A 16,557-nucleotide genomic window follows, 5' to 3' on the forward strand; every position below is an offset into this window, starting at 1 on the left:
CTGTAGTTATCTATTTTTTAAGGAGAATTTATGTGTGGCATTGTGGGAATTGTCGCTTGCAGCCCCGTTAATCAAGCGTTATATGATGCATTAATTATGCTTCAGCACCGCGGTCAAGATGCCGCCGGCATCGTTACCAGCGTGCACGGTCGTTTTTTTATGCACAAAAACAATGGATTAGTTGCCAATGTTTTCAAGCAAGAAGATATGCAACGTTTATACGGCACAATGGGCATTGCGCACGTGCGTTATCCCACCGCCGGCACCTCCAGCTCCGCCGAAGCGCAACCGCTTTACGTTAATTCGCCGTACGGCATCGTTTTAGCGCATAACGGCAATTTAACCAACGCCGTAACGCTGATGAAAGAAGTGCAAGAAACGCATTTCCGCCACATCAATACTTGCTCGGATTCGGAAGTATTGCTCAATATTTTTGCCCACGAATTAAGCCAAACGCGTTCTACAGCGCTGACTTCTGATCATATTTTCCAAGCTATTCGCCGCACGCATCAACGCGTTAAAGGCGCTTATGCCGTTGTTGCCATGATCAGCGGTTATGGATTAATTGCTTTTCGCGATCCTTATGCCATTCGTCCTTTAATTTACGGCGAACGTTTAGATGCGCAAGGTCGTAAAGAATATATGGTTGCTTCCGAAAGCGTGGCATTAGAAGCGCAGGGCTTTCGCATTGTGCGCGATTTGGCGCCGGCAGAAGCCATTATCATCACGGAAGACGGTCGCTTTTTCAGCGAAATTTGTGCCGAACACGCCAAACGGGTTCCGTGTATTTTTGAATACGTTTATTTCGCGCGCTCCGATTCCACCATCGACGGCATTAACGTTTATAAAGCGCGTTTGCGCATGGGCGAAAAACTCGCGCAACAAATTCAAAAAGAATGGGCAGATCACGATATTGACGCCGTTATTCCCATTCCGGATACCAGTCGCCCCGCAGCATTAGCGCTGGCGAAACATTTAGGCGTTGAATTTCGCGAAGGCTTTATGAAAAACCGCTATATCGGGCGCACTTTCATCATGCCCGAACAAGCGCAACGAGAACGTTCCGTGCGGCAAAAATTGAGCCCGTTGCCTTTGGAGTTTCGCGATAAAAACGTGTTATTGGTAGACGATTCTATCGTCCGCGGCACCACCAGCGAGCAAATCATTCAATTAGCGCGGGAATCGGGGGCGAAAAAAGTCTATTTTGCGAGCGCCGCGCCGGCGGTTCGTTTTCCGAATGTATACGGCATTGATATGCCGACGCATGAAGAACTCATTGCTTATCAACGTGATACCGATGAAGTGGCGGCATTAATCGGTGCCGATAAAGTGATTTATCAAACTTTGCCCGATTTATTAGCCGCGGTGATAACGGATTCATCAGCGCCGCAGGAATTTGATTGTTCTGTTTTTAATGGTTGTTATGTCACCGGCGACATTGACGATGCCTATTTGCGCCAATTAGTGCAGCAACGCGATGATCAAGCCCGCGCACGGATTACGCCCATCAATCCTCGTCCGCTGGATTTGCTTCACGCTCATGACTGATTATTTTGCGCTCAAAGAACGTCCGCCTTATTTTCCGGAGCACGTGCCCTGCCACATTCTAGAGCACGCGCCGCAGGGCTTTTATTTGGCAAAACATGAACAGCGCTGGGCGTTATGTTGCACCGATAAAAAACCGATTCATATTGATTTTACGGATACGCTTTATCGCCGCGGCGGCAAAGAATATTTGCCGAAAGCGTTTAAAAATATGAACGGTAAACGCATTTTTGATGCCACCGCCGGCTGGGGACGCGATAGTTGGTTATTAGCGTGTCGTGGTTTTCAGGTGACTTTGTGTGAACGTCAGGCGTATTTGTATACGTTATTGGCACAAGCCATTGAATTGGCAAAAAATACACCAGAAACGGCGGCGACTGCCGCGCAATTAACGCTCGTTTATCAAGACAGTTGCCAGTATTTACGCACGACATCAACGCAATTTGATGCCATTTATTTGGATCCAATGTATCCGCCGCGGCAAAAAAGTGCCAAAGTGAAAAAAGAAATGGCGATTTTGCATATTTTGCTGGACGACGAAGCCGGCGACACCGCCGAAAATTTATTACTTTTGCAAACGGTGCGAACGCGGTGCGCGCGTGTGGTGGTTAAACGTCCGCACACGGCGCCTCCTTTAGGCAATCAAGTGCCGCGCTATTGTATTGACGCGCCGAATACGCGTTTTGATATTTATTTGCACTGATGGAGTTCGCATGAATCATAAGCATGTCTGGTTATCGCTTTCTGGCGAATTTGCCGCACCGTTATTTCCGCCGGCGCAAGAAGATTGCATCATTGCGGTGGACGGCGGTTTGCAGCATTTAACGCATTTGCACCGCACGGCTGATATTTGTTTGGGCGATTTTGACAGCACGAAAACGCCGCCCGTGGAAACGCCCACCACTAAAGTAATTCAACCTAGCGCAAGAGATTTTACTGATTTTACCGATTTTGAAATCGCGCTGAAATATTGCGCGCAACATTATCCCAACGCGCCGCTGCAAATTATTGGCGCCGGCGGCAAAGAAGCCGATCATGCATTTGCTAATTTATGGGTTTTGCCGCGTTGTTCGGTGCCGGTGATTATGTGGTTGGAAACCGCGGTGCTCGTGGCTGGTTATCAATTGCAGTGTCATTTTTCGGCGCCGATTGGGGCAAAAGTCAGTTTATTTGCGTTGCATACGTTATCGGGGATTCGTTTATCGGGTTTGCGTTGGCATTTACCATTAGAGGAAAGCGTTCCGCCTTATTCCGTGCGCACGGCGAGAAATGAAGTTGCCGCTGATACGGCAAGCGTCAGCTGGGAAAGTGGTTATGGTTTTTTATTTTTACCTAGAACGTTGACCGCGTTGGACGGCAGTTTTCATCGTGCATTAAAGCGTTAAATTATTAATTTAACCGAACGGAAAGACATTATTTTTATAAATAATTTATAATCTTGCCTCATCATTTTTGAGGAGCTCTGTTATGAGTCAAACGATTGCGGTTTTTATCGGCAGCAGTAGCCAAACGTCTTACAGCCGATTAGTCGTTCGTTATTTACAAAAAATTGCACCAGCAACGCTGAAGTTGCAAATTGTCGAAATTGGCGATTTGCCGCTCTACGATCGGGATTTAGATGCAAATCCGCCGGCGGCTTATGAACGCGTGCGTGCGGCGGTTCAAGCAGCGGCGGGAGTTTTGTGGGTGAGTCCTGAACATAACGGCGCGATGACGGCGATGTTAAAAAACGCCATTGATGTGGTAACGCGTCCTACAGGACAAAGCCAATGGTTGGGAAAACCGTTAGGCATTATTACGTTAGGCGCCGGCATGAGCGGCGGCGCATGCGTTGCCGATCAATTGCGGGCAATTGCGGCGCGCGGTTCGCTTTCAATGCCGACTTATCCGCAAAATGTGTGCATTTCTAGCATCACGCACGGCGTTTTTGATGCTTCGGGCGAGGTGATCAGCGTGCCTGTTAAAACGTTGTTACACAATTTTATTGACGGATACGCGGGTTTTGTCGCGCGGTTTCAATAATCGCGTCACAGCTTGAAAACACTTCTTCGGAAGTGTTTTTTTATTGTCGGTGGGATCCGTTCACAGTTGCGCTATTTTGCCCTACAATGCGCGGCAGGACTTTTAATGAAGGAAAAATGATGACAATTAAATTGGCAATTAACGGATTTGGTCGGATTGGTCGTTTGTCTTTGCGGCAAGCTTTGCAACACGATGATTTAGAAGTGGTGGCGATTAATGATTTAAATCCGCCGGATATGTTATTGCATTTATTTAAATATGACACGATGCAAGGACGTTTTACGGGGGAAGCAAAAGTTGTTGACGGCAATTTAGTAGTCAACGGTAAAACCGTGAAATTATTAGCAATTTCTGATGCCAAAAATTATCCTTGGGGCGAATTGGGCATTGATATTGTTTTGGATTGTACGGGCGCGTTTACTTCTAAAGAAAAAGCCAGCGCGCATCTTGCGGCGGGCGCTAAAAAAGTGATCATTTCGGCGCCGGCGGGTAATGATGTGAAAACCGTTGTGTTTAACGTTAACCACGATATTTTGCGCGCTGATGATACGATTATTTCTGCCGCATCGTGCACAACAAACTGTTTGGCGCCGATGGCGAAAGTATTGCATGAACGTTTTGGCATTGTGCGCGGTTTGATGACGACAATCCACGCCTACACTGGCGATCAAAATACGCTCGATTCTTCACATCGTAAAAATGATAAACGCCGTGCGCGCGCTGCTGCGATGAATATCGTGCCCAACAGCACCGGCGCTGCGAAAGCCATTGGTTTGGTCATTCCAGAATTAAACGGCAAATTAGACGGTTCCGCGCAACGCGTGCCCGTGGCAACAGGATCGTTGACGGAATTAGTGTGCCTTTTAGAAAAAGAAGTAAGCATTGCTGATGTGAACGCGGCGATGAAAGCGGCAGTTAATGAATCCTTTGGTTATACCGAAGAGGAACTCGTTTCCACCGATATTATCGGCATGAGTGAAGGTTCATTATTCGATGCCACGCAAACGCGCGTTTTTGGTAGCGGCGAAACGCAATTGGTAAAAACTGTGGCGTGGTATGACAACGAAATGTCTTATACCAATCAATATATCCGCACTGCTCGATATTTCGGCTCATTAGTTTAAAAGCGGATTTTTAAAGTGAACGCTTTGGGGAAAAACGCTTATTTTTTCCAAAAACCAAAGCGTTCATCGAAATAATAACCAAAGGATTCACCGGGACGAGGTGCGCTTGCTAACGTTACCGTTGCAAAACGTTGCACCACTTCATGCCAATCAGAATCAGGGCAAACTTTTTCCTGAATTTCTTTCAATACTGTTTCCAATCGGCTTTCCAACCAAACTGTTACCACAGCATTTTCTGGCGTTTCAATGCGTTGAGGCGTAATCGTGTAATTGTTGGTGTTGTCGTTTTGAAAACCGTACAGTTCAACGCTTTTTTGCATATAAATATCAAAATCATCACCATCAGGTTTTACGATATAAATATCCTGAGCGCGTCCGTCGCGAAATGGCGTTAAAACGCTTAAATGCACGTGGCTGCGGTTGGCAGTTTGTTCATTTCTAAAATAAGCATTAACCACGTTAGGTTTATCGCAATTCATTAAATCTTTCATCACCCGATGCTCTAAATCAGGCAAAGAATTCTCCGGGTCTAACTCTTCTGCTTTATGAATACGGCGGACTGCGTCAATTTTATTTAAAACCGCCTTATCGATTAATTCATTCATATCATGAGTTTCCAAATGATAATCTTTGCTTTCAAAACCTGGACACGTAAAAGCGATTTTTTTTGCATCTTCATTTGCATCGATCAGCGCACGGATATTATTTTGCCAAATGCCAATATTGGCTTCATCGGCAATTAAGGAAGGACGATGCCGCCAAACGCGTCCCGCCAATTGAATGATCGAACGCATCGAACTCGGCTCCACCAGCGCCCAATCGTAATCGTGATCGCGTCCCACCTCGGCGACCGCGGTCGCAAGTACGATAAAAATATGATGCGTTTTTTGGGGAAATTTTTTGAGAGCGGCGGCAATATCGGGATTTTTTGCAAAGGTTTCCGGCGTGGCATTATGGCGCGTTAATAAAGCATCGAGCCGCGTTTCCAAACGGTTTCTTAACGCCAAAACTTGCTGCGAATGATAGCAACATAAATGAAAAACACAGTCTTCCGCGTTTTCTAAAGAATCGATTTGATGCATTGCCTGCGCGATTGCCATTAATGGTTGAATATTTGCCATACGAATCAAACCAATACTGATTTGATGGCGCTCCACATTCACGTGATGACGCTGATGATATTTTTGCGATAAAAGTAATAATTGTCGCGCAATTTGCTGATAAAAATCTTGAGGTTCTTCGCGATCGTATTGCGCATTGATTGCCACGATTTCCCCTTTTCGGCGCGGCGGTTGCTCGTTTAAAAAAGCGCAGCGTTTTTTAATAAATTGCTGATGTTTTTCGGAAAAAGCCGCCAAATCCGCGCAAGCATTGGTTTGAATATGCTGTTCATCAAACCAAGCGCATTGAATTTCGGGTTGAGGATAGCCAAATTGCGCGTTATAAATTTTGCGTCCGGCGTGATAAGCGGTAAATAATCCAAAAACCATGTCTGGCGGCAATGTTGCGGAAGACAACAACACGCGCGTGCCCAATAATCCCGCTAAATGCACCAAACGCGATAATGCCGGCAAATCGTTTTGATCGAAATCATCGGGTTCATCCAAAATTAAATCGCTACTTAATAAACGCAGCAGCGGCGCAATATATTTGCCGCCGCGGGGCGTTTCGGAAGCCGGCGTTAAATGATCAATGGTGCAAACCACAATCGGCGCGCCCAGCAATTGCTGCGCTGAACGTTCTTTGATAATGCTGTTGGGCAATTCGTCTAAAATGCTGTCGTCAGCATCAATATATTCATTAAACCAAGATTCGGCTGATTCGCTGCCGTTTGGCGTTTTATGATTGAGGTTTTCTTTTTCCGCGGTCGTTTGCGATGTGTATTCAAATAATTGTTTTTGCGCTGAACCGCCGACTAAAACCGCTAATTCTTGATCGTTTAAATCTAAATTGCGGCGAAAACTCAATCCCGTTTGCAACGTTAACACCCGTAAACCCAAAGCAATTGTGATGCGGGCGCCTTTTTCGCGCGCCGATAAAGCATACATAATACGGGCGTTGGCGATGGTTTTGCCGCTGCCGGTTGATGCCATATTAATGCCAAAAAAACCATTGGTTTCGCTTTCTTTACTGCATTGTTCCGCCATTTTAAAGGCATTGTTTTGCCAAATAAAAGCCGTTTCCGCCGTATCTTTAACTAAAAAATCGTGATCTTTGAGATGCGGTAAATCATGATGTAATAATGGCAATTGTCGGCAAAATTCTGCGGCAGATTTTGCCACGCCAATTAAATGTTCATCGAGATATTGATTGATTTTTTCGTGATGTTTGGGGTGCGTATTGGCGGCAAGCTGTTTTCCCCAATCGCGTCCCTTTTCGCTGATTTCTTCGCTGGAATAATGATGATCGGCAACCATGACGATCATGCGCGAGAGCATCAATAAAAAAGGATCGGCAATTACTTGATTTTGCGCGCTTAATGTTTGCAAAAAAGGATCACATTCGGCTTTTTGCGCATAACGTTTGATCTCTTTTTGCCAAATGGGACTGCATAACACGAGCTCATGAGTTTGATAAAACTTAATCTCATGAGTTTGATAAAATTTCTTTTTTTCCGCCGCTGATAATTTTGATTGATTTTTCACCCATTTATCTAATGCATTTAAGTGTTTTTTATAATAATTTGGTAAAGAAAGTTTAAAATCCGAATGATCAATTTTTAATTTTCTCGCTTTCGTTTTTGCATCAAAAAAATACTTTTCCAGTGGCGGTAGACGATGATGCGTCACAATCAACCACGCAATCCATTGACAAATCGGCGGCAAACTATCAACAGCGCCTCGATCCAATTCATTGGGCGCGATGCACCAAAGCGGCGCTTCGGATAATTGTTCCTTCAAAAAGGATTCAATATTTTGTAAACGTTGAAAAACTTCGGCATCTGTCGTGCATTTTTGACACAACCATATCCATAATTTTAAAGAAATCCATTCATGACGATACGGATCGGCGGCGGTGGTTTTTTGTTGTAATTTTTCTTGAAAACCATCGGTAGATTTTCCGATATCGTGCAATAAAGCAGCAAGATGGCTGACGATCGCCAGCGCGTTTAGCGATTGCCAATGATGTTGATGATCATCAGGTAATTGAGCGCATTTTGTCCGATTCACTGCTATCACTCCCTCTTCCGTAAACTCTTTTTTATTGCCCACTGTCCACATCAATTCTAATTTCTGCCGCCGCAAACGATGACAACTGATTGATTAAAACATCATTGACTGCCGCGCGTTTGCTGCCACATGTGTGCATAAACGCCGTGTTGCGCCAATAAAGCATCATGATGACCGCTTTCAATAATTTTTCCCGCGTGCAACACCACGATCCGATCGGCGTGGCGAATAGTGGTTAAACGATGCGCGATAATTAACGCCGTGCGTTTATGTTGCAACGCCTCGATTGCCTGCTGTACTTTGGCTTCACTATTTTGATCAAGCGCTGACGTTGCCTCGTCTAAAATTAAAATCGGCGCGTTTTTGTATAACGCCCGCGCGATGGCAATCCGCTGTTTTTGTCCGCCAGAAAGTCGTCCGCCTTGTTGACCGATATCGCTATCATAATTTTCCGGTAATTGACGAATAAAATCATCAGCATAAGCTGCGGTTGCTGCTGCAATAATGCGTTCGCGCGGTGCGTCAGAATCAGCGTACGCAATATTTTCGGCAATGCTGCTGCTAAATAACACGGTTTCCTGCGTTACGTACGCCATCACGCGCCGGCGTTGCGCTAAAGAAAGCGTTTCCACATTGATGCCGTCGATATAAATGGCGCCGTGTTGCAGCGGATAAAAACCCGCGAGCAAAGCGGCAATAGTTGATTTACCGCTGCCCGATGCGCCTACTAATGCCACCGTTTCTCCAGCGGCAATGCAAAGATTGAAATCTTCGAGCACGGTTTGTTCGCCGTACGCAAAACGAATATTACGAAATTCAATTGTTTTTCCTTCAAGGGAATGTTCCGCGGCGGGCAAAGATTCTTCATTGGGTAAATCCAAAAATTCAAAAATACTTTGCGCGGCGGCTAAACCGCGTTGAATCGGTTCAAAAACTTTGCCTAAGCGTTTGGTGGGCTGAAAAAGCATTGCCATCGCGCCTAAAAAAGCAACAAATTTACCAATCGTCATTTGTTCGGGGTGATTTTGTGCGCTGTACGCCGCCAATAAAATCACTGCCGACAGCGCCAGCACAATAATCATTTCCAAAATCGGCGAAATCAAAGCCGCAACTTTTTTAGAACGCAAAGCGTGCACTTCGATGGCATGCGTTTCCCGAATAAAACGTTGATTTTCATGCTGGAATCCATCGTACATTCGAATGATTTCCCGTCCACGCACCACTTCATCAACGATATGATTCATGCCGCCCATATCTTCCTGCAAACTGCGGGCGAGCGCGCGCAGTTGTTTGGCAATATAAATGATGATAAACGCCACAAAAGGTACCGCGATCATCACGATGAGCGTCATCTGCCAATCGAGATAAAACAAATATGCCAATAGCGCGATGATGGTAATCGTATCGCGGCACAAAGTAATTAATGAATCGGTGACCGCTGACATCAGTTGCGTTACGTCGTAACTAAAACGCGACAAAATGCTGCCGTGTGAATAATGATCAAAATACGGCATCGGCAAACGCAATAATTTGGCAAACATTTCCACACGCAACGTATAAACCACGCGTTGCGCAATCCAAGTGGTGGTATATGCTGAGCTTAAATTCGCCATACCGCGCACGAAAAATCCCGCAATTAATACCGCAATAGTTGTATAAATAATCTGCATATTGCCTTGTGCAAAACCGCCGTCGATCATCGGCTGCAGCGCGCTGGGAATAATTAATTCCGAAGCGCCGTAAATCATCGTGCCCACGGCAGCGGCAACGCCCATTTTCCAGTGCGGTCGCAAATAGCCTAATAAGCGCAGATAACGAATTTTGTCTTCTTTGTTGAGCATGAGTAAACTAAATCACATTTTTATATGAATTCATTTTAACGTAAATATGACACAATTCAGCAATCTCCCTATTTTCGAGCGCGCGCGGATTTTAGTCGTCGGCGATACTATGCTTGACCGCAATTGGAGCGGTTTAGCGCAACGCATTTCGCCCGAGGCGCCCGTTCCCGTGGTCAATATCGAACAACAAACGGCAACGGCAGGTGGCGCCGCAAACGTAGCGATGAATATCGCGGCGTTAGGCGGTCAGGTGTATTTATGCGGTTTGATCGGCGATGATGATGCCGGCGCCGTTTTGCGCCAAATTATGCGTGAGCACGCGATCGGCGATGCGTTAAGCGTTTGTGCGCTGCCAACGATTACTAAATTGCGCGTTTTATCGCAACATCAGCAATTGATTCGTTTGGATTTTGAAAGTAATCGTTATGCGGAATGCGCGCATTTAATGGCGGCGCCTTTTAATCGCGCGTTGCCAGAGCATGATTTAGTGATTTTTTCGGATTACGGCAAAGGCAGTTTGCATAATGTCAGCACATTGATTGCTCAAGCAAAAGCGGCAGGAAAATGGGTTTTAGTTGATCCTAAAGGTACGGATTTTCAGCGTTACCGCGGCGCCGATATCGTTACGCCCAATGTTGCGGAATTAACGGCGGTTGTCGGGCATTTTGCCGATGAGAAAACGATGATCGCTAAAGCGCGCGCGTGTTTAATTGATGCGGGGATTTCCGCGTTTTTAATCACGCAAAGCGAAAAAGGTATGACGTATGTCACGGCGCAGCAACATTATCATTTGCCGGCACAAGCGCGGGAAGTGTTTGACGTAACCGGCGCGGGCGATACCGTGATTGCTACTTTAGCGTGCGCACTGGCGAGCGGTTACGATTGTGAATCAGCAATGATTTTTGCTAATGCGGCGGCGTCGGTTGTGGTGGGAAAATTGGGTACGGCAACGCTAACGCCCACAGAATTACATCACGCTTTGGCGCCTCGCGCTGCAAAAGCGCGCGGTTTGGTTGATTTATCTCAATTGCAAGAGCAACTGCATTATTTGAAAAAACAAGGCAAAACCGTGGTGATGACGAACGGCTGTTTTGATATTTTGCATGCTGGTCACGTGCGTTATTTAGAAGAAGCCAAAGCGTTGGGCGATTGTTTGATCGTGGCGATTAATACCGATGAATCGGTTAAACGTTTAAAAGGCGCCGATCGTCCGGCTAATACGCTTGCCAGTCGGGCGGCGGTTTTAGCGGCGTTGCATAGCGTCGATTGGGTGATTTCTTTTGCCGAAGATACGCCGGCGGATTTAATTGCCGCGATTAATCCCGATATTTTAGTGAAAGGCGGCGATAATCGCGTTGATGATATTCCGGGTGCGCAGTGGGTGCGTGAACACGGCGGCAGCGTGCGCGTTTTAAGTTATGTAGATGGTTTTTCCACCACAAAAACGTTGCAACAATTTCTTTCGCATCACGAAAAAGATTAAAGCCGTTTTCCACGTTTAAAAGGAGTTTGAGATGATTGTTATTATTGGCGGTGGTATTGCGGGTTTATTTACGTTAGCGCGTTTGAAAAAATCAGGTTATCCCGTTGTTTTATTGGAACAAAATGGATTAGGCGGCGGTCAGACTTTAGCCAGTCAAGGTATTATTCATGGTGGCGTTAAATATGCATTGAATGGATTATTAACAGGCGCCGCACAAGCAATTGCGCATATGCCAGCGCGTTGGCAAGCATTGCGGAAAAATGCTGAAGAGCCGCATTTAGCAGAAACAACGTTATTATCGCCGCAGCAATATTTGTGGACGATGGGCGCGCTCGGCGATAATCTCACGGCTTTTTTTGCCGGAAAACTGATGCGTTCACGGATGCAAAAACTTACACCGGCGGATTATCCCGATTTTTTACCGTCGGATTTTTCTGGCGTGTGTTACGGTCTGCAGGAGCCCGTTTTTGATATTTTTTCTGTATTGCGTGCATTTGAGCGTCAATACGGCGATTGTATTTATACTGATGCCGTTTGGCAGCGCACCGGCAAACAATTTCGTATTCAAACGCCGGAAGTTACATTAAGCATTGATGCTGATGAAGTGGTTTATTGTGCGGGCGCGGGTAATGAGGCGGCAAGTGGCGCCGCGCAACAATTAAGACCACTTCATATGGTGGCGTTGCGTGTGCCGCAACATGCGCCGAATATTTATGGGCACTGTTTGGGTATGAGTGATAAGCCAAGAATCACCGTTACCACGCACCCTTATGATGCGCTTGTTCCGGATTTGGGAAAAGTGTATTGGTTGGGCGGACAGCCGGCGGAAGAAGGGGTTTTAAAAACGCAGGAAGAACACATTGATGCCGTGCGGCAGGTTGTTTTGGAATGCGTACCGTGGTTGCCGGCGGCGTGGTTAGATGATACGCGGCAGTTTCGTTGCGTTCGCGTGATGCGGGCGGAAGGATTGAGCGGTGGTCATCGTCCTGATTTGCCGGTTTTAACAGAAAATGCGCAGGGATTGACGGTTTGGGCAACAAAACTCGCTTTTGCACCTTTGGTGGCGGATTGGGTTTTGGAAAAAATCCAGCAGCGCGCGGCAGTTGATCGCGTTGTTATCAACGAATTACCGCCGCATACGCTGCGTATTGCGCCGTTTTTATGGCAGCAGTGATCACCAGTTTTCTAAGTGATGATGTTTCAATGTCCGCAAAAAAGAGAGGTTGTCTTTTGCGTATTCGTTTTCGGGATTTTTGGCGAGATATTGCTCAAAAAAGCTGACTAATTTGGCAATATTTTCCAAACTGTCTTCCGCGGCGTACGAGCGCACTAAAGTGAGATTGCGGACGGTGGAATCAAAATAATGTTGCGCGTGCGGGTGGCATAAAACGGTGCGGCAGCATTCGTAGCTGGATTTAAAATCTTGCACGTAATAGGCGCAAATCGAGATTTCGTAATAAATATCTAATTCGTAATTCAGGCGTTTGATAAATAAAAGATCGTTTTTAGGATAAGGGATCTTTTTGCCTAACATGGCTAAGTGGTAAGCCAAGCGGGGATTATTTTCAATGCGCAATAAACGCACGGCGCGATATAAACATTCCAACCGTTTGGGATTGTAATCGTAGCCTTTAAGCCAAGCATGCAAAGCGAGGGCGCTTTGTTTGAGGCTTTCGTAGGCGGCGCCTAAATTTTCATAAGCCACGGTGACTTCTTCTTTCCAACCGCCGCTGGCAATGCGTTTTTGATACCATTCGGCAGCTTTTTCATAATTTTGAATATCGCGGTAGGAATTGGCTAAATAAAATTGATAACGGGCATTGTCGGGTTCGTCGATTAATCCCTGCGTTAACAAACGGATATCGCGTTCAAATTTATCCGCTTTAAAACCGCCGTCTTTTAAATCGAGAATAGAAATCGTGTTGATTTTTTCTCGGCTGTAGGCTTTATCGCAGGTGATATATTCATGCGTTACGCCAACAAAGCGCCAATTTAAATCGCCGCGGATCAGATAAGTGACGGCATAATCATTGGCGCCTTGATAAGACAACATATATCCATCTTTATCCAATGTGCTCGCATCGAATTCCGGCGAAAAAATAATTTGTTCGTCGGCGTCGCACAATAATAAATAATCCGCTTTGCCTTTTGCCAACGCTAAACTTTCCGAACGATTGACGCCGAAATTCACCCACGGGCGTTGATGCAGTTCACCGGGAACCGCTGCCAGCGTTTTTCGAATGAGATCCATCGTTTCATCGTCAGAACCGGTGTCAACGATAACCCAATAATCAATATGATCTTTTACCCGATTTAAACAGCGTTCAATAATTTTGGCTTCATTGCGCACAATCATTACTAAACACAAAGTCTTTTTTTCTTTACCATGATTTGATTTGATTTGATTTGATTTGGATCGTTTTGTTGCCATTTTTTCTCCTCTTTTACTGTTTTTTATCATGCAAAAAAGGCATTCGAAACGAATGCCTTTGGCGTTTTTTTAAACAGCGTCTTCTTTTTCAGGCAATTTCGGCGCAAAATTTTCCGTTCTTTTTTGGGCAAATTCGCCCCACAACGCAACTAAAATCGCAAATAAAACGGCAAAACCCAATCCCACAAGCCACGTTAAATACCACATTTAATGCTCCTTTTAATAAGCGCTGTGCTCGTTTTCTTGAATATATTCGGCAGTTACTTTGCCGCGCATAATACGAAACGCCCACGAAGTATAAGCCAGCACAATTGGCATTAAAACCAAGGTGGCGTAAAACATAACGGCTAAAGTGCGTTGGCTCGAGGCTGCGTCCCAAATCGTTAAACTTGAAGATAAATGACTGCTACTTGGCAACACAAACGGAAACATCGCTGTGCCGTAAGTCGCAATAATGCCCAAAATACCTAATGACGAGCACACAAAAGCCAATAACGTTTTATTTTTACGCACGTAAAACCACGCGCTGATAAAACCTAAATAAGCTAAAACCGGCAGCAAAATTGTTAGCGGATATTTTTGGAAATTGTGTAGCCAAAATCCGCTTTCCCGTCCCACTTCTTTAACCAGCGGTGTGGCAAAAGTTGCCGGATCGAGACCGCCGATAACGCGGTAGCCGTCCATAAAGCATAACCAAATGCCGCCGAGGCTGAATAAAATCAGCGTGACTAACAAAGCAAAATATAAAATTTTGCGCGTTCTTTCATAAATGTTGCCTTGCGTGCGGTGCATTAAATAAATGCCGCCGTGAAAAATACACATCGCTGCGGAAACGCCGCCAGCTAATAAGGCAAAAGGATTTAATAATCCCCAAAATGAACCGGTATAAAACGCGCGCATATCTTGATCAAAATGGAAGGGAACGCCTTGCAAAACGTTGCCCAACGCAACGCCAAACAATAATGCCGGCACAAATGAACCCACAAATAAACCCCAATCCCAAGTTTTTCGCCACGTTGGATTGGCAATTAAACTGCGGTATTTAAAGCCGACGGGGCGCAAAAACATCGCCCACAAAACGGCTAACATCGCCCAATAAAATCCAGAAAATACGGTGGCATAAACCATGGGCCACGCCGCAAAAATAGCGCCGGCGCCCGTAATTAACCACGTTTGGTTGCCTTCCCAATGAGCGCCGATGGAATTAATAACCACGCGGCGCTCGGCATCAGTTTTCGCAACGAAAGGAAGCAGCGCGCAAACGCCCATATCGTGCCCGTCCATAATGGCAAAACCGATGAGGAGAAAACCAATCAAAATCCACCAAATAAATTTAAGGGTGGCGTAATCTAAGAGGTTGATAATATCCATGTTTATGCTCCTTGCTGCATATTTTCGTTATCGTAACGACCTGTGCCCAATGATGAAGGTCCCAAATGGACGTACTTACGCATTAAATACACTTCTACCATCAACAAAATCGTATAAAAACCGATAAATCCCGCTAATGAGCCGTAAAGAGAAGCCGTGCTTAATGATGATGCGGATAAATGCGTCGGCAAAACTTCATAAATTGTCCACGGCTGGCGACCGTATTCCGTTAATAACCAGCCCATTTCCACGGCAATCCAAGGCAGCGGCAACGAAAAAACTGCCACGCGTAATAACCATTTCTTTTCGGCAAAGGTGTTTTTCAACGTTGACCACAAACTATAGGCAAACAACATTAACATCAAAAAGCCGCAACCAACCATAATTCGGAAGCTCCAAAACATCGGCGCCACGCGCGGAATCGTGCTGCGGGCAGCTTGTGCAATTGTTTCTGGCGACACGTTATTGAGATCGTCGCTGTATTGTTTGAGCAGTAAACCAAAACCTAAATTTTCTTGATGCGCGGCAAACGTTTTGCGCGCTTCGCTATCATTTTTATCTTGTCGCAATTTTTCCAAAGCGAGCACGGCGTGGCGTCCGGATTCAATGCGTTTTGCATTTTCGGCAACGATATCGTGAATACCGGCGAGTTGTTTATCCAAAGAACGCGTGCCGATGATGCCCATCATAAAAGGAATTTTGACCGCAAAATCATTTTTCATTGCCGCTTCATTGGGTTTAACAACCACGTTAAACGATGCCGGCGCCGGCTCCGTTTCCCACATCGCTTCCAAAGCTGCCAATTTGCTCGGCTGACTTTTTCCCAAACGATAACCCGATTCATCGCCCAAAATAATGACTGCTAAAATCGCCATCAAACCAAAAGCCGCCGCGATACTAAAACTTTTTTGCGCAAATTCTCTATCTTTCTTTTTCAGCAAATACCAGCTGGAAATCGATAAAACAAACATCGCGCCAGTGACGTAACCCGCGGAAACCGTATGCACAAATTTATGTTGCGCATCTAAATTGAAAAAGACGGCAGCAAAACTGGTTAATTCCATGCGCATGGTTTCAAAATTAAACGCGGCGCCAACCGGACTTTGCATCCAACCGTTTGCCACCAAAATCCATAAAGCGGATAAATTCGTGCCCAGCGCCATGAATAGCGTCGCGATAAAATGTTGCCGGCGCGACATTTTCTGCCAACCGAAAAAGAATAAACCAACCAAAGTGGATTCTAAAAAGAACGCCATCAAGCCTTCTAAAGCGAGCGGCGCGCCGAAAATATCGCCGACATAATGCGAGTAATACGACCAGTTCGTGCCAAATTGGAATTCCATCGTGATACCGGTGGTAACGCCGAGGGCAAAGTTAATGCCAAATAATTTGCCCCAAAATTGCGTCATATCGCGGTAAATCACTTTCCCTGTAATTAAATACAGCGCTTCCATAATCACTAAAATCCAGCACAATCCTAAAGTTAGCGGCACGAAAATAAAGTGATATAACGCGGTGATGGCGAATTGAAATCGCGATAATTCAACGATATCCATAAAAAACTCCTTGA

General features: G+C 45.6%; 13 protein-coding genes. 7 read left to right on the forward strand and 6 right to left on the reverse strand.

Annotated elements, in window-relative coordinates:
- Positions 1-30: 30 nt before the first annotated feature.
- From purF to gap, 5 genes are all read left to right on the forward strand, one after another.
- A complete protein-coding gene (gene purF / locus AKG33_RS02530; RefSeq protein ID WP_011927840.1) occupies positions 31-1,548 on the forward strand; it encodes an amidophosphoribosyltransferase in 1,518 nt (505 codons plus the stop codon).
- Positions 1,541-2,248: a class I SAM-dependent methyltransferase gene (locus tag AKG33_RS02535; protein WP_050707887.1), complete on the forward strand. Its 708-nt coding sequence runs from the start codon at positions 1,541-1,543 to the stop codon at positions 2,246-2,248. Before purF ends, AKG33_RS02535 begins: the two co-directional genes overlap by 8 nt.
- A 10-nt stretch (positions 2,249-2,258) precedes the next feature.
- Positions 2,259-2,930, forward strand: a complete 672-nt coding sequence (locus AKG33_RS02540; RefSeq protein ID WP_011927842.1) for a thiamine diphosphokinase — start codon at positions 2,259-2,261, stop codon at positions 2,928-2,930.
- Between the two features lie 82 nt (positions 2,931-3,012).
- Positions 3,013-3,567, forward strand: coding sequence for an NADPH-dependent FMN reductase (locus AKG33_RS02545; protein WP_011927843.1), 555 nt, complete (start codon positions 3,013-3,015; stop codon positions 3,565-3,567).
- A 119-nt stretch (positions 3,568-3,686) separates the two neighbouring features.
- A complete protein-coding gene (gene gap, locus AKG33_RS02550; protein WP_011927844.1) occupies positions 3,687-4,691 on the forward strand; it encodes a type I glyceraldehyde-3-phosphate dehydrogenase in 1,005 nt (334 codons plus the stop codon).
- 38 nt (positions 4,692-4,729) lie between these two features.
- On the opposite strand, the gene cas3f is transcribed toward gap, so the two are convergent.
- Together cas3f and msbA are read right to left on the reverse strand one after the other, a co-directional pair.
- The gene (cas3f, locus tag AKG33_RS02555) at positions 4,730-7,951 is read right to left on the reverse strand and encodes a type I-F CRISPR-associated helicase Cas3f (protein ID WP_321163737.1); all 3,222 of its coding nucleotides are present in this window, start codon (positions 7,949-7,951) and stop codon (positions 4,730-4,732) included.
- Between the two features lie 11 nt (positions 7,952-7,962).
- Positions 7,963-9,702, reverse strand: coding sequence for a lipid A export permease/ATP-binding protein MsbA (gene msbA, locus AKG33_RS02560; protein WP_050707889.1), 1,740 nt, complete (start codon positions 9,700-9,702; stop codon positions 7,963-7,965).
- 46 nt (positions 9,703-9,748) lie between these two features.
- Between msbA and hldE the strand changes: the two genes are divergently transcribed.
- On the forward strand, positions 9,749-11,185 hold the full coding sequence (gene hldE, locus AKG33_RS02565) for a bifunctional D-glycero-beta-D-manno-heptose-7-phosphate kinase/D-glycero-beta-D-manno-heptose 1-phosphate adenylyltransferase HldE (RefSeq protein WP_050707890.1): 1,437 nt from the start codon (positions 9,749-9,751) through the stop codon (positions 11,183-11,185).
- Positions 11,186-11,216: 31 nt separating this feature from the next.
- Positions 11,217-12,359 carry an FAD-dependent oxidoreductase gene (locus AKG33_RS02570; protein WP_011927847.1) on the forward strand — a complete coding sequence of 381 codons (1,143 nt, stop codon included), beginning with the start codon at positions 11,217-11,219 and terminating at the stop codon, positions 12,357-12,359.
- On the opposite strand, the gene AKG33_RS02575 is transcribed toward AKG33_RS02570, so the two are convergent.
- From AKG33_RS02575 to AKG33_RS02585, 4 genes are all read right to left on the reverse strand, one after another.
- Positions 12,360-13,616, reverse strand: a complete 1,257-nt coding sequence (locus tag AKG33_RS02575; RefSeq protein WP_152907706.1) for a tetratricopeptide repeat-containing glycosyltransferase — start codon at positions 13,614-13,616, stop codon at positions 12,360-12,362.
- A gap of 69 nt (positions 13,617-13,685) precedes the next feature.
- A complete protein-coding gene (locus AKG33_RS07150; RefSeq protein ID WP_011927849.1) occupies positions 13,686-13,823 on the reverse strand; it encodes a cytochrome bd oxidase small subunit, CydX/CbdX family in 138 nt (45 codons plus the stop codon).
- 12 nt (positions 13,824-13,835) lie between these two features.
- Positions 13,836-14,987 (reverse strand): cytochrome d ubiquinol oxidase subunit II, encoded by a 1,152-nt coding sequence (gene cydB, locus AKG33_RS02580; RefSeq protein ID WP_011927850.1) that lies wholly within the window; start codon positions 14,985-14,987, stop codon positions 13,836-13,838.
- Between the two features lie 2 nt (positions 14,988-14,989).
- Positions 14,990-16,543: a cytochrome ubiquinol oxidase subunit I gene (locus tag AKG33_RS02585; RefSeq protein ID WP_011927851.1), complete on the reverse strand. Its 1,554-nt coding sequence runs from the start codon at positions 16,541-16,543 to the stop codon at positions 14,990-14,992.
- Positions 16,544-16,557 lie beyond the last annotated feature (14 nt).

The sequence above is a fragment of the Dichelobacter nodosus genome (genome assembly GCF_001263335.1).
In the GTDB taxonomy this organism is placed as follows: domain Bacteria; phylum Pseudomonadota; class Gammaproteobacteria; order Cardiobacteriales; family Cardiobacteriaceae; genus Dichelobacter; species Dichelobacter nodosus.

Coding starts and splice junctions, on each gene's coding strand:
- gap (WP_011927844.1), top strand. CDS start 3,687: ATGACAATTAAATTGGCAATTAACGGATTTGGTCGGATTGGTCGTTTG.
- AKG33_RS07150 (WP_011927849.1), bottom strand. CDS start 13,823: ATGTGGTATTTAACGTGGCTTGTGGGATTGGGTTTTGCCGTTTTATTT.
- purF (WP_011927840.1), top strand. CDS start 31: ATGTGTGGCATTGTGGGAATTGTCGCTTGCAGCCCCGTTAATCAAGCG.
- hldE (WP_050707890.1), top strand. CDS start 9,749: ATGACACAATTCAGCAATCTCCCTATTTTCGAGCGCGCGCGGATTTTA.
- AKG33_RS02570 (WP_011927847.1), top strand. CDS start 11,217: ATGATTGTTATTATTGGCGGTGGTATTGCGGGTTTATTTACGTTAGCG.
- AKG33_RS02535 (WP_050707887.1), top strand. CDS start 1,541: ATGACTGATTATTTTGCGCTCAAAGAACGTCCGCCTTATTTTCCGGAG.
- AKG33_RS02545 (WP_011927843.1), top strand. CDS start 3,013: ATGAGTCAAACGATTGCGGTTTTTATCGGCAGCAGTAGCCAAACGTCT.
- AKG33_RS02585 (WP_011927851.1), bottom strand. CDS start 16,543: ATGGATATCGTTGAATTATCGCGATTTCAATTCGCCATCACCGCGTTA.
- AKG33_RS02540 (WP_011927842.1), top strand. CDS start 2,259: ATGAATCATAAGCATGTCTGGTTATCGCTTTCTGGCGAATTTGCCGCA.
- cydB (WP_011927850.1), bottom strand. CDS start 14,987: ATGGATATTATCAACCTCTTAGATTACGCCACCCTTAAATTTATTTGG.
- msbA (WP_050707889.1), bottom strand. CDS start 9,702: ATGCTCAACAAAGAAGACAAAATTCGTTATCTGCGCTTATTAGGCTAT.
- AKG33_RS02575 (WP_152907706.1), bottom strand. CDS start 13,616: ATGGCAACAAAACGATCCAAATCAAATCAAATCAAATCAAATCATGGT.